The organism is Paenibacillus cineris (genome assembly GCF_018333335.1).
GTDB classification, from domain to species: domain Bacteria; phylum Bacillota; class Bacilli; order Paenibacillales; family Paenibacillaceae; genus Paenibacillus_AQ; species Paenibacillus_AQ favisporus.
The window spans coordinates 901,947-924,994 of sequence record NZ_BORU01000001.1 but is presented as its reverse complement, the minus strand read 5'-3'; the positions used below and the strand labels follow the sequence as shown (position 1 = coordinate 924,994).

At 55.6% G+C, this 23,048-nt stretch carries 21 protein-coding genes; 8 read left to right on the top strand and 13 right to left on the bottom strand.

The window, feature by feature from the left end; genetic code table 11:
* Nucleotides 1-10: 10 nt before the first annotated feature.
* On the bottom strand, nucleotides 11-979 hold the full coding sequence (gene pfkA / locus KI379_RS04700; protein ID WP_076170243.1) for a 6-phosphofructokinase: 969 nt from the start codon (nucleotides 977-979) through the stop codon (nucleotides 11-13).
* Nucleotides 980-996: 17 nt separating this feature from the next.
* Nucleotides 997-2,028, bottom strand: coding sequence for a tetraprenyl-beta-curcumene synthase family protein (locus KI379_RS04695; protein ID WP_373309581.1), 1,032 nt, complete (start codon nucleotides 2,026-2,028; stop codon nucleotides 997-999).
* 327 nt (nucleotides 2,029-2,355) lie between these two features.
* On the opposite strand from KI379_RS04695, the gene KI379_RS04690 reads away from it, so the two are divergent.
* Nucleotides 2,356-3,549 (top strand): MFS transporter, encoded by a 1,194-nt coding sequence (locus KI379_RS04690; RefSeq protein WP_212982914.1) that lies wholly within the window; start codon nucleotides 2,356-2,358, stop codon nucleotides 3,547-3,549.
* 169 nt (nucleotides 3,550-3,718) lie between these two features.
* On the opposite strand, the gene KI379_RS04685 is transcribed toward KI379_RS04690, so the two are convergent.
* Nucleotides 3,719-3,916 carry a cold shock domain-containing protein gene (locus KI379_RS04685; RefSeq protein ID WP_068694440.1) on the bottom strand — a complete coding sequence of 66 codons (198 nt, stop codon included), beginning with the start codon at nucleotides 3,914-3,916 and terminating at the stop codon, nucleotides 3,719-3,721.
* Nucleotides 3,917-4,194: 278 nt separating this feature from the next.
* Here KI379_RS04685 and KI379_RS04680 point away from each other — a divergent pair, with 278 nt between their 5' ends.
* From KI379_RS04680 to KI379_RS04660, 5 genes are all read left to right on the top strand, one after another.
* Entirely contained in the window at nucleotides 4,195-4,428 is a 234-nt protein-coding gene (locus tag KI379_RS04680; protein ID WP_076170246.1) for a hypothetical protein, read from the top strand.
* A 6-nt stretch (nucleotides 4,429-4,434) separates the two neighbouring features.
* On the top strand, nucleotides 4,435-4,629 hold the full coding sequence (locus tag KI379_RS04675) for a hypothetical protein (RefSeq protein ID WP_076170247.1): 195 nt from the start codon (nucleotides 4,435-4,437) through the stop codon (nucleotides 4,627-4,629).
* Between the two features lie 200 nt (nucleotides 4,630-4,829).
* Nucleotides 4,830-6,620 (top strand): oligoendopeptidase F, encoded by a 1,791-nt coding sequence (pepF, locus tag KI379_RS04670; protein WP_076170248.1) that lies wholly within the window; start codon nucleotides 4,830-4,832, stop codon nucleotides 6,618-6,620.
* 84 nt (nucleotides 6,621-6,704) lie between these two features.
* The gene (locus tag KI379_RS04665; RefSeq protein WP_076170249.1) at nucleotides 6,705-7,034 is read left to right on the top strand and encodes a LapA family protein; all 330 of its coding nucleotides are present in this window, start codon (nucleotides 6,705-6,707) and stop codon (nucleotides 7,032-7,034) included.
* Between the two features lie 37 nt (nucleotides 7,035-7,071).
* Entirely contained in the window at nucleotides 7,072-8,109 is a 1,038-nt protein-coding gene (locus KI379_RS04660) for a M42 family metallopeptidase (RefSeq protein WP_212982913.1), read from the top strand.
* A 178-nt stretch (nucleotides 8,110-8,287) separates the two neighbouring features.
* On the opposite strand, the gene KI379_RS04655 is transcribed toward KI379_RS04660, so the two are convergent.
* The 9 genes from KI379_RS04655 to hemE all read right to left on the bottom strand — a co-directional run bounded on the left by KI379_RS04655 (nucleotide 8,288) and on the right by hemE (nucleotide 19,027).
* Entirely contained in the window at nucleotides 8,288-10,321 is a 2,034-nt protein-coding gene (locus tag KI379_RS04655) for a M56 family metallopeptidase (RefSeq protein ID WP_212982912.1), read from the bottom strand.
* 2 nt (nucleotides 10,322-10,323) lie between these two features.
* A complete protein-coding gene (locus KI379_RS04650; RefSeq protein WP_212982911.1) occupies nucleotides 10,324-10,713 on the bottom strand; it encodes a BlaI/MecI/CopY family transcriptional regulator in 390 nt (129 codons plus the stop codon).
* Nucleotides 10,714-10,909: 196 nt separating this feature from the next.
* The gene (locus KI379_RS04645; RefSeq protein WP_212982910.1) at nucleotides 10,910-12,853 is read right to left on the bottom strand and encodes an ABC-F family ATP-binding cassette domain-containing protein; all 1,944 of its coding nucleotides are present in this window, start codon (nucleotides 12,851-12,853) and stop codon (nucleotides 10,910-10,912) included.
* 204 nt (nucleotides 12,854-13,057) lie between these two features.
* Entirely contained in the window at nucleotides 13,058-13,867 is an 810-nt protein-coding gene (locus KI379_RS04640; protein WP_089546046.1) for a DUF92 domain-containing protein, read from the bottom strand.
* A 6-nt stretch (nucleotides 13,868-13,873) separates the two neighbouring features.
* On the bottom strand, nucleotides 13,874-14,497 hold the full coding sequence (locus KI379_RS04635; RefSeq protein WP_076170255.1) for a fumarylacetoacetate hydrolase family protein: 624 nt from the start codon (nucleotides 14,495-14,497) through the stop codon (nucleotides 13,874-13,876).
* An 82-nt stretch (nucleotides 14,498-14,579) separates the two neighbouring features.
* A complete protein-coding gene (locus KI379_RS04630) occupies nucleotides 14,580-15,308 on the bottom strand; it encodes a glycerophosphodiester phosphodiesterase (RefSeq protein ID WP_212982909.1) in 729 nt (242 codons plus the stop codon).
* Between the two features lie 29 nt (nucleotides 15,309-15,337).
* A complete protein-coding gene (locus KI379_RS04625; protein ID WP_212982908.1) occupies nucleotides 15,338-16,828 on the bottom strand; it encodes a CapA family protein in 1,491 nt (496 codons plus the stop codon).
* Between the two features lie 153 nt (nucleotides 16,829-16,981).
* Nucleotides 16,982-17,932: a ferrochelatase gene (gene hemH / locus KI379_RS04620; RefSeq protein ID WP_076170258.1), complete on the bottom strand. Its 951-nt coding sequence runs from the start codon at nucleotides 17,930-17,932 to the stop codon at nucleotides 16,982-16,984.
* Nucleotides 17,933-17,986: 54 nt separating this feature from the next.
* Nucleotides 17,987-19,027 carry a uroporphyrinogen decarboxylase gene (hemE, locus tag KI379_RS04615; protein WP_212982907.1) on the bottom strand — a complete coding sequence of 347 codons (1,041 nt, stop codon included), beginning with the start codon at nucleotides 19,025-19,027 and terminating at the stop codon, nucleotides 17,987-17,989.
* Between the two features lie 201 nt (nucleotides 19,028-19,228).
* Between hemE and KI379_RS04610 the strand changes: the two genes are divergently transcribed.
* Together KI379_RS04610 and KI379_RS04605 are read left to right on the top strand one after the other, a co-directional pair.
* Nucleotides 19,229-20,440, top strand: a complete 1,212-nt coding sequence (locus tag KI379_RS04610) for an MFS transporter (RefSeq protein ID WP_105441588.1) — start codon at nucleotides 19,229-19,231, stop codon at nucleotides 20,438-20,440.
* A 456-nt stretch (nucleotides 20,441-20,896) separates the two neighbouring features.
* Nucleotides 20,897-22,159, top strand: a complete 1,263-nt coding sequence (locus KI379_RS04605) for an asparaginase (protein WP_212982906.1) — start codon at nucleotides 20,897-20,899, stop codon at nucleotides 22,157-22,159.
* A 98-nt stretch (nucleotides 22,160-22,257) separates the two neighbouring features.
* On the opposite strand, the gene KI379_RS04600 is transcribed toward KI379_RS04605, so the two are convergent.
* On the bottom strand, nucleotides 22,258-22,884 hold the full coding sequence (locus tag KI379_RS04600) for an O-methyltransferase (RefSeq protein WP_076170262.1): 627 nt from the start codon (nucleotides 22,882-22,884) through the stop codon (nucleotides 22,258-22,260).
* Nucleotides 22,885-23,048 lie beyond the last annotated feature (164 nt).

Below are 23,048 nucleotides of genomic sequence, written 5' to 3'. Positions count from 1 at the left end.
ACCGTTATGTTTATTGCGAAAGCCGTGAAGCGAGCTCATACAGCTCTCGGTTAAATTCCTTCTTCGTGTTGACGACTTTATCGATGTCCGTCAGCACGAGCTCGCCTTTAATGATCCCGCACGCCTTGTCGGATTCACCCGCGATCAGCATACGCACCGCAAAATCGCCCAGACGGCTCGCCAGATTCCGGTCCGCCGGAGTCGGCGTTCCGCCCCGCTGGATATGTCCAAGAACCGTTACCCGCGGTTCCAGAGTAGGGCAGCGGTCGGTCAGGGCTTTGGCAACCTCTTCCCCGCTTCCCACACCTTCAGCCACGAGCACGATACTGTGCCGTTTGCCATGAGCAAAGTTCTGCTTCATCCGCTCCGTAATTTCATCCATGTCATGCGGCATTTCCGGCACGAGGATCGTCTCTGCACCCGAAGCGAGGCCCGCATGCAAAGCGATATCTCCGCAGTGTCTTCCCATGACTTCAACAATCGAGGACCGCTCGTGCGAGGACATGGTGTCGCGCAGCTTGTTTACCGCATCAACGACGATGCTGACGGCGGTATCGAATCCAATGGTGTAGTCCGTAAACGCGATATCGTTATCGATCGTTCCGGGCAGCGCCATCGTATTGATGCCGAGCTTGCTGAGCTTATTGGCACCCTGGTATGAGCCATCGCCGCCGATGACGACAAGGCCGTCGATTCCGTGCTTGCGGAGGATTTCCGCACCCTTCTGCTGGCCTTCCGGCGTCATAAATTCCTTACAGCGTGCCGATTGGAGAATGGTGCCGCCGCGCTGGATAATATCGCCCACGCTGCGCAGATCCATCGAAAAGATGTCGTCGTTCAGCAGGCCGTGATACCCGCGCTGAATGCCGTAAACCTCAAGTCCGTGATACAAGCCGCTGCGTACGACGGCGCGTACGGCTGCGTTCATCCCTTGCGAATCTCCGCCACTGGTTAATATTGCGATTTTTTTGACTGCCATGTTATTTCCTCCTCTTATCACTCGTACAAATGCTTGCGGATCCACCGGCTGTTGAAGAAGAAGAATAAGCGGGTAAGCGGGCTTCCCTTCATCAAACGTTTGGATACGGAGCGAACTTCCTGCTGCTCGCTGACTTTGGGATCGGATAAATAGATTGCCAGCAGCCCCTCAATGATCATCCGATGGAACGGGGGCACCGGGATGGCTGCAACATCCTTCCGGGCCGATTCCACAATAAAGGCAATCCGGTCCAGCATGACTTCGGGGCTCTCATAGTAATTGCAAAAATTGAGGTCTCCGCCAAGCCGATCCTCTTCCTGATCAATCAGGTAATCCAGCATAATATGCAGACAGCAAACATGTGGAAAATATGACGCATGAATGGAGGCGGCGGCAGTGCTGCTCAAATGGCGGTTGCTTGCGGCCAGAAAGAGCATGAACACGCCCAAGGTCGAACCGGTTGCCGCGGCGAACTCGTTCCATTGAAGCTGGGGAGTCCGTTCACGATGAAGCTCCCACCATTCAAGCAGCGCCGGTTCTCTTAACTCCGGTTTGATGTGCTTGTAAACCTGCAGGTCGGTATACAGGCCCGCTAAATCCCGGATAAAGGGCATCGCGGCAGCGTAGCCGGGCAGCTGGCGTATGCAGCTTTGGCAGGTTGTCACCAACCCATGCAAATAACCTCCGTCATTCTGCTCCTGACGAAGTGCATAGTAATTGACAGGTTCAGCCGCCGGGTCGATCGCATCCAGCATCGATTGGTGAAGCAGGCGGAAATCTTCGGCTTCCATGGATGTGCTGCGGTCACACAGGTTATCCAGATAGTCGCTGATCGTCTGATAGGCCACGATGAGCTTGGTAAGTATAAGCCGCTCCGGCAGCGGAACGGCGGCGTAGACGCCTCCGCCCTCACAGTGAAATTGCTTCGTCTCTATACTCGCCAAGGCTTGCTTTCTCAGCTCGGGATCAGGGATGTTCCCTGCCTTCCTCCGCCATCCGTCCAGTTCTTTTCGCACTTCCGGCAATATATGCTTGTACACCCGGCTCATTAAACTGACAGGATTCCGGGGAACTTGATATCGAGTTTGCCTATTTTCATTCAAGACGGTGCCTCCACATTGTTGTCTACTTGTATCGATCCTAATGTCTTTTATTATAATATGGTCCTGGAATTTGCACAAATAAACCGTACATGAATCCTCCCTTTTTTTACAACAATATGTGTCCAATTAAAGGAGTGTGCCCAGATCTCCTCGAAAAGGTAAGCTGAAAGATTCCACCGCAGCAGCATATGCTCACTTATAGTATAGCGGGCGGCATCGTGCTGCAGGGTGACTTTTTGCACAAAAATCACAAAAACATCGGGGTATTTGATCATGAAACTAGAACAATCGACGCCAGACGTCAATTGGCAAAGGGCATTCACTTTTACCATCTATGGGACCAGCGTCCTGGTCGCCTCCTACTTCCAGCTTTACTTCAGCCACTTGGGATTCAGCAGCTCGCAGGTCGGCTATCTGTACGCCGTCGGGCCCTTCATCTCCATCTTCTCCAATATGTTTTGGAGCATGGCCAGCGACCGCTACCGGACGACCAAGAAAATGATGATCCTGCTGTTCGCCGGACAGCTCGGTATGGGGCTACTCCTGTCGGCCACTTCTTCCTTTTATGCGGTATTCGCGTTGATTACGGTCTTCTACTTTTTCTACTATCCGGTATTTCCGCTGTCGGATACGATGTCGATCCAAACCGCCCAGAGGCACGGGAAAAACTTTATCGTCATCCGGGTATTCGGTTCGATCGGCTATGCCTTCTTCGCCCTATCCATTGGCTATGTCCTTGGCAACGTCGGTATTTCCCGAACACTGCTTCTGGCCATAATCATTGCTGGAGCCTGCCTCCTGCTCGCTACAAGGCTCAGAGACGGCGTCAAAACGAACGGTCAGAAGATGGAATGGAAAGGCTTGTGGAACGTGCTTCGGCAAAAAGAAGTGCTGTGGTTTTTCGCAGGTGTATTCTGTCTCGCCCTCCCCTACCGGATGAATGAAGCGTTCCTGACCCTGACGCTCAAAAGCATGGGCGCGAGCGAGGGGCTGATCGGCTGGTCCCTGCTCGCGGCAGCCCTCAGCGAAATTCCGGTCTTCTTCCTGCTCAGCCGCTTCGGTGAGCGTTTCAAGGAGCTGCCGCTCCTCGCCCTGGCCGCGCTGATGTTCGCTCTGCGCTTCTTCTTGATGTCGATCGCCGATCACCCCGGAACGGTCATCGCGGTTCAGACTTTACACAGCGTAACCTTTGGCATCTACTATGTGACGGCGGTCCGCTACATCACCCGGATCATTCCGGATGAATTCCGGGCGACGGGACTTGCGCTGTTTACGATCGTATGGTCGAGCGCAGCCGGGCTCGTCAGCGGAACGTTCGGCGGCGTGCTGTATGAGCAGACCGGGCGCACAACCTTCTATTTCATCGCCGCAGGGCTGGCTTTGGTCGCCTGCGCCGGTTTTTTGGCGCGGCACCTGCTCGGAAATGCCAAGATTCCGGGTGCTTCAATGGACAGCCGCAAGATGTAACCCTTCAAAAAAAAGCCCATTTTCTAACCGCGGAGAACGGAAGAAAACGGGCTTTCCCTTTATACACAAAAATATATGATAACAAAAAGGCACAGTCCCCGCATGAGAACTGTGCGTAATAAGCAATTGTTAACCAAAACTTATAAGAAATCCGTTACCGGAGTCAATCTTATAATTTGATTACGTTAGCAGCTTGAGGGCCACGGTTGCCTTCAGTAATTTCGAATTCAACTTCTTGACCTTCGTCCAAAGTTTTGAAGCCGTCTCCTTGGATTGCGGAGAAATGTACGAATACGTCCTCGCCGCCTTCAACTTGGATAAAGCCATAGCCTTTTTCTGCGTTAAACCATTTAACTGTACCTTTCAAATGAACAACCTCCTAAAAATACCGCCATCTGTGGCGAATAAGTACATTATACTTCATGAACTTTGACAATGCAATCGCTCTTTTTCGTCCGAAGCTTCTTTTTAAGGAATGGCATTTGTAAATCTCATCCAGGCTGCACCATTCCGTTATCGCAAGAAAAACTACCGCTAATTGCGGCCTGTCTTTAATGAATTATGCATGGATGACGTTTTTCTTATTTGCTTTTACACAAGCCTCTGCGGTATCATTTTACCAAAAGACCAAACGGAGAATGCGACATGATCAAAAAACATGAAATATACAAAAAAGACAAATGGAACATGATGACTGTCGAGGTCCAAGGCCGCTACATCGTCCTGCGGGAAATTTCCGATCAATGGGGCGAAGAGACCCACACCTTTATGAGCCGTCCGGCCATGATGCAGTGGGTGAACAACCGCTTTCCGAAGGAAGATTACCAGGGCAACGAGGATGAATGGCGTCAAATCATGAATGCGTTTAAAGAGGTATAATTCAGGATGGAATACGGCAGCGTCCTGGTCTTTGTTATTTTGGCCTTCTGTTTAGGCGCAGTCTTGATCATGAGGAAGGATACGATCCCGCCAAAGCTGAAGCGCGGTATGGCCATCTTCGCCCTCATCATGATCCTGGTTGCCTTTTTCCTTATTGTATACAATTTGCTTACCATGGGTTCCAGCCCTAATGGAGGATAAATAATCTTTTTCGGGTAAGGTCATACTAAGGGGTATATTTCTTCAAGACAGACCGTCAGAGGAGGCCCCCTTTCGTGAAATACTCGAAGACCCTGAAGCTTGCCGTCGCCATCAGCATGCTCTCGGTCCTATTTGTTCCTCCTGCGGCTTCTTCACACGGAGCCCGATTCATATTAACCCAACAGTCAAGGAGGATTCCGATGGAACAATTACCGAAACGTTCAGAAGTACCCGCCGAGCACAAATGGAAGATTGAGGACCTGTTCGCCAGCCAGCAGGCTTGGGACGAAACGTATGCCGAGCTTCAGCAGGAAGTGAAAAAGGCCGCCGATTTCCAAGGCAAACTGGATAATGCGGCAGCGGTGAAGGACTGCTTCGCCCTGGAGGATGAAATCTCGCTGAAGACGGAACGTCTATACGTGTACGCTCACCTGCATCACGACGAAGATACAGCCAACCCTACATACCAGGCCCTTTCGGCCAAAGCCAAAAAAATGAGCGTACAGGTGGGCGAAGCCCTCTCCTTCATCACGCCGGAAATTTTGTCGCTGCCGGACAGCAAGCTGGACGAATTTATTGCCGATCCACAGCTTGCCGAATACAAATTTACGCTGACCGAAATGAAGCGCGAGAAAGCGCATGTTCTGTCCAAAGCGGAAGAAGCGCTGCTTGCCCAGGTCGGAAACCTGTCCCAGGCACCGCAGACGATCTACGGCATGCTGAACAACGCCGATCTGAAATTTCCGAAGATCAAGGACGAGAACGGCAAGGAAGTTGAGCTGACTCACGGCAGCTACATTCAGTTCCTGGAGAACCCGAACCGCGAAGTCCGCGAGCGGGCGTTCAAAGCGGTGTACGAAACGTACGCCAAGCAAAAGAACACGATCGCGTCCACGCTGAGCGCCAACGTCAACAAGAACATGTTCTACGCCAATGTGCGCAAGTACCCTTCCGTGCTGGAAATGTCCCTCTACGGCGACAATATTCCGAAGGACGTGTATACGAACCTGATCGACACCATCCATGAAAGCCTGCCTCTGCTGCACCGTTACATGAACCTGCGCAAGAAGCTGCTGGGCGTGGATGAGCTGCATATGTACGATCTGTTTGCTCCGCTCGTCGACGAGTACAAAATGGACATTACGTATGAAGAGGCGAAGAAAACCGTATCCGAAGGCTTGAAGCCGCTCGGCAAAGACTATCTGGCTTCCCTGCAGGAAGGCTTTGACAACGGATGGATCGACGTATATGAAAATGAGAACAAGCGCACTGGCGCTTACAGCTGGGGCGCCTACGGCACGCACCCTTATGTGCTGCTTAATCACAAGGAGAACCTGAACAGCATGTTCACCTTGGCGCACGAGATGGGTCATGCACTGCATTCCTATTATTCGGACAACGCGCTGAAATACCGTGACGCGCAGTATACGATTTTCCTGGCGGAAGTGGCCTCCACCACTAACGAAGCGCTGCTGATGGATTACCTGCTCAAGAAATCGACCGATCCGAAGGAAAAAATGTACCTGCTGACTTATTATGCAGACCAGTTCCGGACAACGGTATTCCGTCAAACGATGTTCGCCGAGTTCGAGAAACTTGTCCACGAACGTGCGGAGCAGGGCGAAGCGTTGACGCCTCAGGCGCTGTCGGAGATCTACTACGACCTGAACGTGAAATACCACGGCAAGGACATGGTCGTCGACAAGGATATCGAGATGGAATGGGCGCGCATTCCCCATTTCTACACCAGCTTCTATGTGTACAAATACGCCACCGGCTTCTCGGCGGCGACCAGCTTCTCGAAGCAGATTCTGGAAGAAGGCCAGCCGGCCGTCGACCGTTACCTTGGCTTCCTGAAGAGCGGAGGCAGCGACTTCTCGATCAACATTCTGAAGAAGGCCGGAGTCGACATGTCTTCGCCGCAGCCGGTCCGCGAAGCGATGAGCGTCTTCGAGAGCGTCATCGAGCAAATGGAACAGCTGACAAAATAAGTTGAACGGCCAGGCTTATGAAAATCCCTTGCCCGCGGGGGCGGGGGATTTTTCTACTGTCTGCCGGAGAGGGTGTTTTCAAAAGTGAAAATGCAGTGGTCACTCATATTCGGGCTTCTGTTTGCGCTGCTCACCGCGATTTTTGCCGTGATCAACGTCGATCCCGTGAAGGTCAACTTTATGTTTGCCGAGGTGAACATTCCGCTGATTCTGCTCATTCTCGGATGTACGCTGATCGGCGGGATTATCGTCGGATCCTACGGAATTTTCAGGCAGTACAAACTTCAGAAAACAGTCAAACATCTGTCGGCCCAACTGGCTCAGGTCCAGGCCGAAACGGGGTATACTTTCCCGGATCCTGCCGCGAACAAGGCGGGCTCTGAGGAAGATGCCGGCGGCTTGAAGCCGTCGTAAATGAGGAATGCAATTCTAACGGAGGAGAACCGTGAATATGTCGATACAACCCAATGAACAATACGTTTTAACCTTTTTGAAAAAGCTGCTCGACACACCGAGCCCCACAGGATTTACGGGACACATTATGAAATTCATCGAGGAGGAAGCTGCTAGCCTGGGCATTCCGCTGACCCGGAATCATAAAGGCGGGGCAATTCTGGAGGTGCAGGGTGAGAATACTTCCCGCACGGTCGCACTGAGTGCCCACGTGGATACCCTCGGGGCGATGGTCAGAGCGGTCAAGCCTTCAGGCACGCTGCGGCTGACGTCCGTCGGCGGTTTCATGATGCACAGCATCGAGAACGAATACTGCGTCATCCATACGCGCAGCGGCAAAACCTATACCGGCACGATCCTCAGCACCCATCCGTCGGTGCATGTCTACAGCGACGCACGCGATTTCAAACGCCAGGAGGACCATATGGAGGTCCGCATCGACGAGCTGGTGGAATCCAAGGAAGACGTGCTGAAGCTGGGCATCGGGGTCGGCGACTTCGTCTCCTTCGATGCGAGAGCGACGATTACGGACAGCGGTTATATCAAGTCCCGTCATATCGATGACAAAGCCAGCGTCGCGGCGCTGTTCGGCCTGCTGGAGTCGATGAAACGGGAAAATTGGAAACCGTCCACCAATCTCAAGCTGCTGATCTCTAACTATGAAGAAGTTGGACATGGCACCGCCTATATTCCTTCGGACATCGATGAGATGATCGCCGTAGACATGGGCTGCATCGGCGACGACCTCAGCTGCAAGGAGACCGACGTCTCGATCTGCGCGAAGGATTCTTCGGGTCCGTACGACTATGAGATGACAAGCCGGCTCATCGAGCTGGCCAAAGCCGAAGGCATTCCTTACGCCGTGGACGTGTATCCGCACTACGGCTCGGACGCTTCCGCCGCCCTGTCCGGCGGGAATAACATTCGCGCCGCGCTGATCGGGCCTGGCGTTCACGCTTCCCACGCGATGGAGCGCACCCATAAGCAGGCGGTGCTGAATACGGTCAAGCTGCTTGCGGCTTATATCCGCGGGTAACGCCCCAGCCATTTTCATCAGCCATATGCCGGGCTCACGCCCATCAAAGCCAAACCGGCTGTCCACTCGGACAGCCGGTTTGTTCTGTATAGTGCTGAATCACGATATCAGCAGCGTTTATACATTAATTTCGTTCACTATGCGAAATCTCGATCCGCACGCCAAGCTGACGCCTGGATCAGCGTTCTCCGCCGGCAGGTACGGCTGCCTGCACGGGGCCGGCTTCCGCGACCGGGCTATTGCCTGATGCTGCCTGCTCGGAGGGCGCCGAAGCGATTCCTGCTCTCTCAGCCGGGACAGCATCAGCTTGAACACTGGCCCGCGCTTGCGTGGAGATTGGTGCCGTCTCACGAGGGGCCTGCGCCCCGGCCCGTACCGAAGCGGCGTTTTCGCTTGCGCCGGATTGCGCAGTCGCATCGCCGCCCATGGTGGAGCGGGCCGCTTTTGGCGAATAGACCGAAATGTGATCCAGGCGCTTGGTGGCATGCGGCCCGACGAATTTCAGCTCATAATCGCCCTCTTTATAGGTAAGCACATCATCCGATCCGCTTGTCTTGACGGAGCTTGGTTTGCCTAATGTATTCTCGATTTCCTGGAAGCTGATTTTGCTTAGATCGGTGCTCTTATCCGTACCCGATCCGAAATAACGGATGTCGTACACCACTTCGCCCTGCCCGATGCCAAAAGCGTAGCTGCCCCGTCCCGCTCCAGGCGAGTAGGAATCATAGGCGTAACGATCAGTCGGCTGCCATGGCCGGTCCGGCTCACCCCAGGCGGCATGGACGTCCTCAATCGTTGTTTTGCCGGATACAAAATCAGCGCCCTTTACTCTGCCCTTCTTGGCTAAAGTGGCGATATCCTTGATCTGCTGCTGGTGTACGCTTGTTGCACTGCCGGTCCCGGATGTGCCTGGGCCGCCACCCGCAGAACCGGTGCTGTCACCTGTAGTGGAGCCTGTGCCTGCGCCATTGCCGTCATTGTCAGATCCGGAATCCGTCTGGCCGCCCGGCTCGTTCTGGCCATCCCCGTTGTGGGTCTTCCCATTCGATCCGTTCCCGTCATCCGAGGGGGTCGTGCCCGAATCCGAATTGATGCTTCCAGCCGGCGGAGACGCCTGATCCTGCGTGGATTTTCCGTCGGTCAGGGCACATCCGCCCAAAGCAAGCACAAGCACCAAACCGATCACCGTCCAGCGAATCGAAGCCGGTTTAAACGTTTTAATCATGAGTATCCTCCTTCTCAGCTGCCTGCGTGAAGCAGATAGTCTTGCGGTTCCCGGAACATAGGCATCCGTCCGGTATTGTTCCAAAAGCGTCAGAATCGTATGCCCATACTGGGCGATTTGGTTCGGATCCATCCGTCTCAATGCCAGCGCATCGGCGGACAGCTCCTGATCCTCCCGCATCCGGTAGAACCCGTACCACAGCAGCGGATTATACCAATGAAAGGCGAGGAGGATCTGCGCAACCCAATTCAGTAAAATATCCCATCTTTTCGCATGCGCCAATTCGTGCAAAAAAATATGCTTTTGCTGTGCCTCGTCAAGCTCCGCAACGCCCAGCGGCATGATCATCCGCGCACGCAGCACCCCAAACAGCGTGGGCGAGGAAACGGCGGGCGATATCTGCAGCCCGATGCTCCGCCTCACGCCCATGCTGGCTTTAGCCTCTTCAAGCATTTGAACCATTCCCGGGTCTGCCGCTTGGGCATGTCTGCCGAGCAGCCGTGCGTAACGGATATTCGAGATGGCAAGCCGGATCAGCAGGAGCGCCGCCCCGGTCAGCCAGACCGTTATCAGGATCGATCGGACGGATAACCGACTTTCCTTTTGTGTCGGAACTAAAGTTCCGGAGGATTCATGGCCTCCCGAGAGTTCGCCAGGGAATAAATCGGCCTCGTCGTCCCCTACCTTCACCGGTGGCTGTGCTTGGCCGGAGGAAGGGACTTCCGGCGCCTGCTGCCCAAACAAGGCGTTCCCCTGCCCTGCCATGGAAAAAAGGTTCCCCATGCTGAATGAACTTTCAGGCCCGGCCGGGATGATCAATCGGAGAATTAACAGCAGCCACAAGGCGTAATGCCACTCGGGTTTCAGCCATCTGCCGAACACCCGCTTCATCAGCAAAATGAGGACCACCATCATACCGGCCAGCAGCGTCGTATGGATCATCCAGTCAAACAAATCGTTCAGCAGGGGGTTCAGGTTTCCCGGCATGTTTATCCCCTCCCTTCCGGTCTGCTCGTCTCATCCAGCAGTTTGCGCAGCTCGGCGATCTCCTCCTGCGACAGCTTCTCCTCTTTGAGAAAATTCACGAGCAACGGCTTGAAGGATCCGCTGTAAATGCGCTGCAAAAAGCTTTTCGTCTCCGCCCGCTGGCATTCTTCCTCCGAGACAAGCGGAAAGTATCGGTATGGGCGGCTGTCCGGATCGAATAAAGCGGCTTCCTTCGCGACGAGACGGTTCAGCAGCGTTCTGACCGTCTTCGGGCTCCAGTCCATGCGGCCGGCCAGAACGTCAATGACCTCACCAGCCGTCAGCGGGGAGCCGGCCCACAGCACTTTCATGACCTCCCATTCGGCCTCGGAAATGACGGGAAGTGATTTCACGGTTTACTCTCCTTTCCAGTGATCACATTTGTAATCATCATATGCATCCAATATTACACATGTAATCCAAGATGTCAATCCGTTCTTTGCCCGGAAAAATGTCATTTGCTGAAAATGCACAGAAAAAGGGCGTTCCCATAAACTTTTATGAGAACGCCCTAATATACTAACCTTCAGCTCCTTGAGCCGCTTCAATCTAAGCCTTGCTCTGTTCAATTTTCTCCGCCAGCTCGTTCAGATACGTCCAGCGGTCCATCAAATGCTCCAGCTCCTGCTCGGCTTCCTGCTGTGCCTGCAGCAGCTCCTGCAGTTTCGCCGAATCGCTGAACGCGGCTTCCATATCCTTCTGTATACCCTCCAGCTTCTGCTCGCAGGCTTCGATCAGGCCGTCGATCTGCTCATATTCGCGCTGCTCTTTATAGCTGAATTTCAGCTTTTCCCGCGGCGCTTCTTTCGCCTGAGCCGAAGGCTGGGCCGCCTCCTGGGAGGCGCCGGCCTTCTTCGGACCGTCCGCCGGGGAGCCGCCTGCGGCAGACGGCGCATTCTTGCTCATCCATTCCGCATATTCCGTGTAAGCCCCCACATGGACGCGAATTGCCCCTTCGCCTTCGAAAGCCATAATCTTCTCTACGGTGCGGTCAAGAAAGAAGCGGTCATGGGACACTACGAAGACTACGCCCGGAAAATCGTCCAAATAATCTTCCAGCACGGACAGCGTTTGAATGTCGAGATCGTTCGTCGGCTCGTCGAGCAGAAGGACGTTCGGGGCCGACATCAGCACCCGGAGCAAATACAGGCGGCGCTTCTCTCCGCCGGACAGCTTGGAGATCGGTGTCCACTGCATAGCCGGCGGGAACAAAAAGCGTTCGAGCATTTGGGAAGCGGTGATCTGGCTGCCGTCATCGGTCCGGATCACTTCCGCTCCTTCCTTGATGTACTCGATCACCCGCATATTGCCGTCCATCTCCTGATGCTCCTGGGTGAAGTATCCCAGCTTGACCGTCGGTCCAACCACGATTTCGCCCTCATCGGGCTCCAGCCGCCCGGCAATCAGGTTCAGCAGCGTCGATTTGCCGCTTCCGTTCGGGCCGACGATACCGACGCGGTCGCCGGGCACGGCAATATAGCTCAGATCGCGGATCAGCGTCCGGTCACCGGCCTTTTTGGCCAAATGCTCGATCTCGAGGATTTTCCGGCCGAGCCGGGTCGATAGCGCGGCCATGTCCACATTCCCGGCACGCTGTGGCCCCTTCTGATCCTTCAGCGCCTCAAAGCGTTCGATGCGCGCTTTCTGCTTCGTCGATCTCGCTTTGGCCCCGCGCCGGATCCAGGCCAGCTCCGTCCGCAGCAGGTTCTGGCGCTTCTGTTCGGAAGCCGCCTCCCGCTCTTCCCGCTGGGCCTTGAGCTCCAGAAAGGCCGAGTAATTGGCCTCATAGCGGTACAGCCTGCCCTGGTCCAGCTCCAGCATGACATTCGCAACACGGTCCAGGAAGTACCGGTCGTGCGTAATCATCAGCAGCGCGCCGCGGCGCTTCTGGAGGTACTGCTCCAGCCAGGCGACCGAGTCGTTGTCGATATGGTTGGTCGGCTCGTCCAGAATGAGCAGCTCGCACGGCTGGATCAAGGCGGACGCCAGCGCGACGCGCTTCCGCTGACCCCCGGACAGCGTCCCCATCAGGGCATCGAAGCTTGAAATGCCCAGCTTGGACAGGATGGTCTTGGCTTCGCTCTCAAGCTGCCACGCCTGAAGGGCGTCCATTTCCTGATTCAGCTTAAGAAGCTTCTGCTGCAGCGATTCGTCCGAAGGATTCAGCTCGACCCGTTCCATCGTCTCCGTATAGTCACGGACGATCTTCATCTGCGGGTCCTGGCCCTGGAACACCTGCTGAAGCACTGTCATGCCCGGGTCAAAATCGGGATTTTGCGCCAGATAACGGACCCGGACGCTGTTGCCGATGGAAATCTGGCCTTCGTCCGGAGGCTCAAGTCCGGCGATGACCCGCAAAAAGGTGGATTTGCCGGTGCCGTTGAGACCGATGATCCCGATTTTATCCTGATCCGCCATCCCGAAGGACGCGTCCTCAAACAATACCTTCTCTCCGTAGCTTTTGGAGATATGTTCAACTGTCATTATGTTCATAGCTAATTCCCCTACTCATCCAGCGATTTTCTGCTTCCTTATATATTAACACAAAAACCGCCCAAAGGCTGGGCGGCATGTATGCTGTGCTTCTGTCAGATGTTGAGAGCGGGTTGTCCAGGATGAACTGCGCTTACCCCAAACGCGGGGTAAACGGAGAGCGGGGGCTGCCTTAAACGCTTTAAGCCCTTAAAATCCCGAAAATCATGGGAAAAGCAGCAGCGCGGCCGCGAGGGCTGCTCCCCCACCGATGAAGGAGGAGACGATATTGACAGCGTCGTTGTTCATGAACCGCCATCCGCCCATACGGCGGGTCGGGCTTCCGCAGTGCGTCATGACCTCGACCTCTTTGCCGCACACCGGGCACTGGTACATGATCTGCACGGATGCGCCGAGGATGGAATCGGCGAAAGCTCCGGCCAATCCGCCGACTATGCCCAGCACCAAGTCCAATGCCAGCGAATGGGTGGCCGGCCCGGACAGCCGTTCAAACAGCCAGGCGAAGAGGCCGATCAGCGCTCCTCCTCCCGCGGCGGCGGTGCTGCCGAGCAGCGACACCCCTCCCGACGTGCCGGGAGGGAGCACGCGCCCGTTCAGGACCGAACGGGGCGGCTTGCGGCTGAGGCTGCCGAGCTCCGTAGCCCAGGTATCGGCCGTTACGGCCGCCATGACGCCGATGAAGGCGAACACCCAGCCCTCGTGCGGCCAGAAGGCATTCAGCACGCACAGCAGCATGCCGGCGCCCCCGTTGGCCAGCACTTGTCCGGCGTCCCGGTTACCCGTTTTGGCGTAGGATTTTTCCAGCTCAGCCTTCCGGCTTGCCTTCACCTTCGACAGCGCCGAGGAGCTGATAAAAAAGACGAGCAGGGTGCCGAACCACAGCAGATTCCCCGCTCCGAAATAAATCGTTCCCATAACAAAGGCGCAGATCGCTCCGGATATGGTGAGCGACCGCTTCCAGTACGCAGCCCCGGCAACAACGAGCGCGCACAGCGCCCCGATGATCCACATCATGGCGGTTTAGCCGATGCGGCAGCTTCCCAGCTGCTCTTCGCCCCAGCCTAGAGCGAACGTATCGCCTTCGGATGCCGGGCCGACGCCAGCCGGCGTACCGGTAAAAATCACGTCGCCTTCGCCCAGTCCGTAACGCGCGCCGATATAATCCACGATTTCCTGGAGGGAGAAAATCATATCCCGCGCATTGCCGCGCTGCACTTCCTCATTATTTTTCAAGACGGTAAAATCCTTCTCCGTCACGCTGCCGGTTCCCGGAAAAGGAATGAAGCCTGTAATGGGAGCGGAATTTTTAAACCCTTTGGCCGCTGTCCACGGGTGGCCCTTCTTCTTGATGACCGACTGCACGTCCCTCAGCGTAAAATCGATGCCAAGCGCCATTTGGTCCACCAGATCATCCACCACGGCTCCAGGCTCATAATCACGCGCGATGCGGATGACGATTTCGCCTTCATAATGAACCTCCCCCTGATCCTTCGGGAGGGCGAGAACGGCGTCGTCAAGCGGAACGACCGCATGGGACGGCTTCATAAAGATCATCGGCTCGGTCGGAACCTCGTTGCCGAGCTCGGCGGCATGCAGTTTGTAATTTCGGCCAACACAGTATACGTTACGAATCATCTCGATCATCCTTTGCTAAGATGGATTGGGTGTTGCATCGAGCAAGGCGACAATGGTTGCCGAGTTCGAACATAGCCGTTTTCGGCAGGGTTCAGTCGGGAAAGGTATTCCGCCAAACGTCCGGCCGGTTGGTACAGATCAATATTTCGGGCGACATTGCTGCGATCCTTTTCATGCCTCTGGCGTCATCGATCGTCCAGGCCATGACCTTAATGCCTTCGGAGATCAGCAGCGACGCGAGGCCCGTATCGAGATTAGGGTGACCGATCGACAGGAACGAGCACTGCAGCGCCTTGAGGCGCGATGGCAGATCCTTCGGCCTTCCGTCGAGGATCAGCCCCGTCTTGAACCCCGGGTTGATCTCCTTGACCCGCTGCAGCGCACCGGTATCAAACGAAGTGATCACCACGTCCTGCTCCATGTGATAGCGCGATACGCGTTCGAGCACCGCCTGCTCCAGTCCCGGGTACATATTGCCGGATGTTTTCAGCTCGATGTTCAAACGGACCCTGCCGCAGCTTAGGCGCAGCACTTCGTCCAGCGAGGGAATGCGCTCTCCTTGAAAAGCGCGCCCTTTCCAGCTCCCGGCGTCCAGCCGCTGCAGCTGCTGCCACGTATGGGCCTTGACCTTGCCGCTGCCGCTGGTCGTCCGGTCCAGGCTGAAATCGTGAATAACGACGGGAATGCCGTCGGCGGTCAGCTGCGTGTCGATTTCCATCCACTGGACGTAAGGCTCCGCCATCGCCATCCGAAAAGCCGCCATCGTGTTTTCCGGCGCCTTGCCGGAAAATCCCCGATGGGCCACACACAGGTTGTTCATTCCCTCTCCCTCGCTCTCCTGAGTTATGGTCAACGTGCCGAGCCGGACGTTACGGTTCCGTCGCCGGATACCCGAACGCCCCCAATGGACAGCTGCTGCACTTCCTGCAGCAGCTTCTTCCCTTCTTCGGCGTTCATCGGAACCGGCTGTCCCAGCTCCGTCTTGTACGGGATCAGCTTCATGCCGCATCCGCCCTTCGGACCGCATGACGCCTCAAATACCGCGGTCTTCCAGGTCGCCGGAACGGTTGATTTGGTGAAAATGAAGTTGCCTGTGCTGTAAGCAATCCATTTGCCCTTGTACTGCTCCAGCCCCTGCAGCACATGCGGATGCGCTCCGATGATCAGATCGGCTCCCGCATCAATAAAGGCGTGGGCCAGCGCCTTCTGGTTGGCATCCGGCGTGCTCTGCCGCTCGATGCCCCAGTGCGCCATGACGATGACCAGATCGGCGTTGTTGCGGGCTTCGGCAATGGATTTCAGCACCTCGGGAGCCTGCCCGTAAGCACTGGCCACACCGGGTTTATTGGTACCCGCGGCCCAGCTTGATTCCGGGTACACGCGGCTGGCACCGACCAGCGCCACCTTCATGCCTTTGATAGAGAAGTATTCCGGCGCGTAGGCACGGGCTGCGTTCTTCCCTGCACCGACATACTTAATGCCGCTGGCACCCAGGTGAGTGATCGTATCCAGCAGCCCTTCCTCCCCCTGGTCGAGGATGTGGTTGTTGGCGAGCGTGACGGCGTCCATGCCTGCGGCTCGCAGCGCATCGAGCGCCTTAGGGGATGATTTAAACACAAACGTTTTGTTTTTGGCCCCGACGCCGCGGGTGGTGACCGGTGTCTCCAGATTTCCCAGCGTCAGGTCGTCCTTCTTGAACAAATCCCCCAAATATGTAAAGGGGTATGAATAGCCCTTGCTTTCAAGCAGCGTTTCCACTTTGCCTGAAAAAATCATGTCGCCCACAAAATGAATGCGAATCGTTTGGCCGGGTGGCGCATCCGACGTCCCCCCGGAAGCTGTTTGCTCCGGGATTTGATCCTGCTGCGGCTTGGCTTTGCCGGAATCGGGATCCTTTCCCGTCTCCTGCTTTCCTTCTTGGGCGGCCTGCTCCTTCCCGCTTCCAGCAGGCTGGTCCTGCTGCACGCCGGCAGCCTCCTGAACCGGTGTAGTTCCTGCTTGATCCGGCGGAGTTCCCGCTTGAACCAGCGGAGGCGGGTCCGCAGCTTCCTCAGCCGCTTGTTCCGAAGATGTCTCCTGGCCGGAATCTCCCGCCACTTCTCCGCTTCCCGGCACCGTTCCTTTCGGGTCAGCAGGCGGCTGTTCTGCGGTCTGCTGTGCAGGCTTGTGGGACTCCTGCGCAGAGCCGCCCGTATGCGCCTTTTGCGTCAACAAATAATATCCAATAAGTAGTGCAATGACGGCAAGCAGACAGAGATTCACGTATCCCCACTTCCGTCCCTGCCTTTTTCGCCTGGCTTTTTTTCCAGCCTGGTGTTTCTGTGATCTTGGCGGGTACATGATTCACCCCTCATAGCGATTTTTCTAAAAATGATCCGGCCCTCCCCTGAAAGCCCACTCCATTATATCAGGTTCCCGGGAACAAATAGAACCCCCGGTCCGTGACACGGGGGTTCATCATCGTATATAGAGATGCAGCCGTATTCGAGAGTTTTACTCCGCCTGGGCCATTTCCCACTGCCCGATCACCGCGTCGGACAGCGTCTGCATATAGAGCGGATCGCTGTTCAGAGAATCGATGCGCATCAGGCGCAGATCCAGCTCCTTCGCTACCTGCTGGGCTTCGATGTCCAGATCGTACAGCACTTCGAGATGGTCGGACACGAAACCGATCGGAGCGACCAGCACGTCCTCGACTTCCTCTTTGCTCAAGTTGCGGAGCGTATCCAGAATGTCCGGTCCGAGCCATGGCTCGGCGGTACGGCCCGCACTCTGCCAGGCAAACTGCCAGGAAGTGACATCGGCCTTTTCCGCCACCGCGCGGGATGTTTCCAAAAGCTGCTCCGGATACGGATCACCCAGCTCCAAAATTTTCTCAGGCAGGCTGTGCGCACTGAAAAGGACGCGCACTTTGCTGCGGTCCGCACCGGCTTCCTCGAACAAAGCCAGCTTTTCGTTCACACGACGGGTAAAAGCCTCGATCAGCTGCGGATGCATATGGTAGCTCTGCACAAAGGTCATCTCAACCCCGACCTCGTCAGCTTTCGCTTTGGCCCGCTTCATATAGCTTCCGACGCTCATAGTCGAGTAGTGCGGCGCCAGTACGATCCCGACCGCTTTGCTGATACCGTCTTTGGCCATCGCCTCCACGCCGTCCTCGATGAACGGGGAAGCATGCTTCAAGCCTTGATAGCAGACGAATTCCACCTCGGGGTGGCGGCTGTCCCGGTTCAGGGTCTCCTGCAGGCTCGCCACCTGCCGGTTGGTGTTCTCACGAAGCGGGAATACGCCGCCCACGATCGCCTCATAACGGTCGGCCAGCTCTTTGAGCTGCTCCGGCGAAGGGGCATGCCCTCTGCGGATATGCGTGTAATACGCCTCAATGCCTTCCATGCTCTCCGGTGTGCCATAGGACATCACCAGTACGCCTACTTTATTTTTCACGAAACGCTCACCTCTTCTATATATATATCGGTTCTTCCATGAAGAAACGGTCTCCTAGCGGAGAAGGGTTGCCGAATATTCATGAATATATTCCGTCAATTCCTTCAGCTTATCCAATGAAGCTTCGGGGAACAAGCCGTGGCCAAGGTTGAAAATATACCCCGGCTCCTGAACGCCTTGATCGATAATCTCTTTGGCGTACCGCTTGATGACGTCCATCGGCGCCGTCAGCACATAAGGATCCAGATTGCCCTGAACGGCGAATTTCCCGCCGGTCCGCTTCCGTCCCTCGGCAATCGATACTCTCCAGTCGAGCCCGATCACGTTCGCCTGCAGCTCCTTCAGCGTCGGCAGCAGCTCGCCTGAGCTGACGCCAGGGAAATAGATTTTCGGTACATGTAAATCTGAAAGTTCGGCAAAGATACGGGTAATGGTAGGTAGTACGAATTTCTCGAAATCCTGCGGCGCCAGCGCCCCCACCCAGCTGTCAAACAGCTGGAACGCCTTGCCGCCGTTCTTGATATGCGCACGCACATAGGTTATGACCATGTCGCCCAGTTTGTTCATCAGCTGATGCCAAACCTCGGGCTGGCTGTACATCATCGTCTTGGTGAGAATATAGCTTTTCGAAGGACGTCCTTCGATCAGATAGCTGGCAATCGTAAACGGAGCTCCGGCAAATGTAATCAGCGGAACGTCCAGCTCTTTGTCCAGGATGCGGATCGTCTCTATGATGTGGCTGAGATCCTTGTCTACGTCGATCGGACGCAGGCGCTCTACGTCGGCCGCGGTCCGGATCGGATTGTCGATCACAGGCCCGACATTTTTCACGATATCAAAATCGACTCCCAGGGATGCGACCGGATTCATGATATCCGAATACAGAATGGCCGCATCCACGCCAAGCTTGCGCACGGGCATCATCGTTATTTCGGCAGCGAGCTCGGGTTGACGGCAAATTTCCAGGAGCGAATATTTCTCTTTGATCTTGCGGTATTCCGGATCATAGCGACCCGCCTGTCTCATATACCAAACAGGAATATGGCTCACTTCCTGCTTGTAGCTGGCGCGGATCAACGTATCGTTATAGGTCACGAACAGGCCTCCATATCTATAAAATTCTCTGCTTTCTATTATGCCCTTTTTAAAAGTAAGTAACAACCGCCGCACCTTGACATCTGATGACAATCGTATGACATCTTTAACATAAGACATTTAGAAATTGTGCTATACTGGTAAAACTGTGTTTTTTTCAATCATTCATTTCAGTCAACTTAGAAAGGAAGTGAAAGCACATTGAAACCGTGGAAGGTCAACCTCATTGTGCTTTGGTTCGGCCAATTTCTGGTCAACTCCGGGATGACGATGATCACGCCGTTCCTGTCCCTGTATCTGGCTAAAGATCTGGGGGTGCAGGGCGAGCATGAAATCGGCCTCTGGGCGGGCTTTATTTTTGCGGCCAACTTCATGACCTCATTTATTTTTCAGCCATTATGGGGCAAGCTGTCGGACCGGTACGGCCGGAAAATCATGCTGCTGCGCTCCGGCTTCGGGATGGCCATCGTCATCGTGCTGATGGGCTTTGCCCGGAATCCGTGGGAGCTGCTGCTGCTGCGCCTGCTGAACGGCACGATCTCCGGCTTCAACCCGGCATCCATCTCGCTCGTATCGAGCACGACCCCGAAGGAACGGATGGGCTTTGCAATGGGGATCATGCAGTCGGGCTCGGTGGCCGGAACGATTCTCGGACCGCTGATCGGCGGCGGCTTGGCCGACCTGATCGGCTTCCGTCCGATCTTTTACATTATCGGCATGCTCATCTTCGCTGCTTCCCTGCTGGCGCTGTTCCTGGTCAAGGAAAACTTCAACCGGGAAAAGGCCGCCCATGCGCCGCAGGTGTCGGTGCTTGAAGGCTTTAAGGAACTGGCCCGTATCCCGCAGCTTCCCGCGCTGTTTGCGGTAACGTTTCTGCTGCAATTTGCGATGATGAGCCCCATGTCGCTCCTGCCGCTGTACGTGGAGAAGCTGCACCGCTCCTCGGTTGACATCGCCTTCTGGGCAGGCGTGGTCAGCGCCGTGACGGGATTGTCCAATATGATCACCTCCCCGATCCTTGGGCGCTTCAGCGACAAGGTCGGCGCCCACCGCATTCTGACCTACGCCCTGATCGGCGCAGGACTGTGCCTGATCCCGCAGGCGTTCGTGCAGAGCGTATGGCAGCTGATCGTCGTCCGCTTCCTGATGGGCATCTTCATGGGCGGCCTGCTGCCCAGCGTCAATGCCCTCATCCGCTCTTACACGCCTGGAGGCATGGAAAGCCGGGCATTCGGCTTCAACACGAGCACGCTCGCACTCGGCAATATGCTGGGCGCGCTCGTCGGCGGATTCCTGTCGGGATTTATCGGCATCGAAGGACTGTTCATCATTTCCGGCAGCCTGCTGCTGCTGAATATGGTCTGGGTGCGGCTGAAGCTGTACAAGCGCAGCAACACGCCGCAGTACCGCTAAACAGCCGCCGTTGGCGGTAAAGGGACGGCCGCAGAGTCACATTAGTGACCCTGCGGCCGTCTTTTTTTCTTGCCGTATGACCGCAAGGAACAAGCCCCCATCGAAAATGTTCTGAAGGCCTAATCCGGAAAGTAACCTCCCGTGACAAATGACAAACTCCTTCTTATATATTCTGTTCCCCTAACTAAAGCCCCAATTTGAAGATATGTAATGTAATCTAACACAAAATAATATCCACCGAACCATTCCCACTCCATTTCCCAACGTAAATCATGCTCCGATTATTTTATGAAATGTATCAAATCACCAACAAAAATGGCTATTATCTAGCATTCTCTTCGATAATAAACGCTTACACGCCGATCATTTTAATTTGTCATATAACCTAACACAATATATGATCATCTTAGATTTCATTACATAACCATTACATACACATGAGGAGCTGATCGATTGATGGAGAAAAGAAAATTCGGCAAGTGGTCTCTGATTCATGCATCTGCGCTGACGGCACTGTCCCTCTTCGCCGCACCCGCAGGCAGCGTATTCGCCGACGCGGCAGCGGTAACAAGCAGCTCGGTGACAGCGGCGGCAACCGCAACGACAAGTCCCGCTGTTACGACAACCGCACCTGCAACCACAACGACAACCGGCACAACGGCCCCGGTTCGCAACACGGCCATCCCGCCGATCACCGATGCCGACAAGGCCTCCAAGCTGCCTAACGTGCTGGTGATCGCCACAGGCGGCACCATCGCCGGGCAGTCCGTCGACCAGACCAGCTTCCAAAATTACAAGGCGGGCAGCATTCCTATCGGGCAAATGGTGAGCGAGCTCCCGGACAAGCAAAAAATCGCCGACGTCGAAACGCTCCAATTCGGCAACTCGGGCTCCTCCGCCTATTCGATGGCCGATCTGTACGACCTCTCCAAGGCCGTGGACGAAGCGCTCAAATCCTACGACGGCGTCGTCGTCACTTCCGGCACCGACACGATGGAGGAAATCGCCTATTTCCTGGATCTGACCGTGCAAAGCGATAAGCCGGTCGTCATTACAGGATCCATGCGGCCGTGGACGGTCGTCGGCTCTGACGCCAAAGCGAACCTCTATAACGCCATCAAGCTGTCGGCAAGCGGCCGGACCGCCTCGTTCGGCACCGTCCTCATGCTGAATGACACGATCAACCTCGCCCGCGGGGTCACGAAAACAAACGATTACCGCGTCGACACTTTCGAGACGCCGATGCTCGGGGCCGTCGGATATATCGATGAAACGACGATCCGCATCTACCGGGCTCCGGAGCGGGCCCTCCTTGGGCCGGGCAAAGGCAAGCCGGTCTTCGACCTCGCCAAAATCAAAAAGTCCGATCTGGCGAAAACCGAAATCGCCTATTCCTATCAAGACGCGGGCGGCGAAGCCATCGAAGGGTTTACCGCTGCCGGAGCCAAAGGCATCGTTACCGCAGGCACCGGAGCCGGAGGCATTTCATCCGCGATGAGCAAGGCGCGCAGCAAGGCAGTCGAGCAGGGTGTGGTCTTCGTTACCACGACCCGGACCGGTTCCGGCAGCGTCTACGGCGGCGGCAAGGGCATCATTTCCGGAGACAACTTGAGTCCGCAACAGGCCCGAATTCTGCTGATGCTCTGCTTGTCCTTCAGCAGCGACTTTGAAACGGTCAAGTCGTGGTTCACGACCTACGGGGTCACGGAAATCGAATAAGCTGTCATTCAGGAAATCATTGCACTCATCATCTTTATTTCATTCCAAAAAAAAGCCCGATCCTGGACTGCATCCGGATCGGGCTTTCGTTTGCTGTTTTACTTGACCATGGCCACCGCCAGCCCGTCATAAGCCGGGAGGATGGTTCCGATCAGCCGGTCGTCGGTCGCCATCGCTTCGTTGAAGCGGCGGATCGCCTGCACCGAAGGGCCGTTTTTGTCGGGGTTGAGGGTCCGCCCCCGCAGAAAGGTGTTGTCGCCCGCGATCAGCGCGCCCGGATTGGCCAGTTCGATCGCGTACTCCAGGTAATTCGGATAGTTCTCCTTATCCGCATCGATAAAGAAGAAGTCGAACCTCTGCCCCTCCGCCTTCAGCTGTGCCAGGCTGTCCAGCGCCGGCCCGACCCGGTATTCCACCTGGCCGCCGAACCCGGCTTCGGTCACATTGGCCCGCGCAACGTCCGCGAATTCCTGCTTCAGTTCGAGCGAGGTAAGCGTTCCTTCCGGTGCAAGCCCCCGGGCGAGACAAATGCCGCTGTATCCGCCCAGCGCCCCGATCTCCAGGACACGGGCCGCTCCCGTCGCCTTGACCAGCAGCGTCAGCAGCCGTCCGTAGCCCGGCGCGATGGCGATTTCGGGCATGCCTTTCTCGGCGGTCACCTGCTTGACCCGATTCAGGACCTCGTCATTTTCGATAAAATGGTCTGCATATTGTTCTGGATTCACTTTCCTACTTCCCCTTTTTCCTACCGGACCCGGCAATTTTTACGTAACGAACACAAATGTTTGTGATTGACTTTACATTATCCTATAATGTGAGGATGAACAAAGATCCGCACTCGAACACTGCTGCAGGATCTACCATCATTGTATGAATTTTTACGGTGATC

Excerpts from the sequence above, each read along its gene's own strand:
- pfkA (WP_076170243.1), bottom strand. The coding sequence starts at position 979 with ATGGCAGTCAAAAAAATCGCAATATTAACCAGTGGCGGAGATTCGCAA.
- KI379_RS04695 (WP_373309581.1), bottom strand. The coding sequence starts at position 2,028 with ATGAGCCGGGTGTACAAGCATATATTGCCGGAAGTGCGAAAAGAACTG.
- KI379_RS04690 (WP_212982914.1), top strand. The coding sequence starts at position 2,356 with ATGAAACTAGAACAATCGACGCCAGACGTCAATTGGCAAAGGGCATTC.
- KI379_RS04680 (WP_076170246.1), top strand. The coding sequence starts at position 4,195 with ATGATCAAAAAACATGAAATATACAAAAAAGACAAATGGAACATGATG.
- KI379_RS04675 (WP_076170247.1), top strand. The coding sequence starts at position 4,435 with ATGGAATACGGCAGCGTCCTGGTCTTTGTTATTTTGGCCTTCTGTTTA.
- pepF (WP_076170248.1), top strand. The coding sequence starts at position 4,830 with ATGGAACAATTACCGAAACGTTCAGAAGTACCCGCCGAGCACAAATGG.
- KI379_RS04660 (WP_212982913.1), top strand. The coding sequence starts at position 7,072 with ATGTCGATACAACCCAATGAACAATACGTTTTAACCTTTTTGAAAAAG.
- KI379_RS04655 (WP_212982912.1), bottom strand. The coding sequence starts at position 10,321 with ATGCCGGGAAACCTGAACCCCCTGCTGAACGATTTGTTTGACTGGATG.
- KI379_RS04645 (WP_212982910.1), bottom strand. The coding sequence starts at position 12,853 with ATGAACATAATGACAGTTGAACATATCTCCAAAAGCTACGGAGAGAAG.
- KI379_RS04640 (WP_089546046.1), bottom strand. The coding sequence starts at position 13,867 with ATGATGTGGATCATCGGGGCGCTGTGCGCGCTCGTTGTTGCCGGGGCT.
- KI379_RS04635 (WP_076170255.1), bottom strand. The coding sequence starts at position 14,497 with ATGATCGAGATGATTCGTAACGTATACTGTGTTGGCCGAAATTACAAA.
- KI379_RS04630 (WP_212982909.1), bottom strand. The coding sequence starts at position 15,308 with ATGAACAACCTGTGTGTGGCCCATCGGGGATTTTCCGGCAAGGCGCCG.
- KI379_RS04625 (WP_212982908.1), bottom strand. The coding sequence starts at position 16,828 with ATGTACCCGCCAAGATCACAGAAACACCAGGCTGGAAAAAAAGCCAGG.
- KI379_RS04605 (WP_212982906.1), top strand. The coding sequence starts at position 20,897 with ATGGAGAAAAGAAAATTCGGCAAGTGGTCTCTGATTCATGCATCTGCG.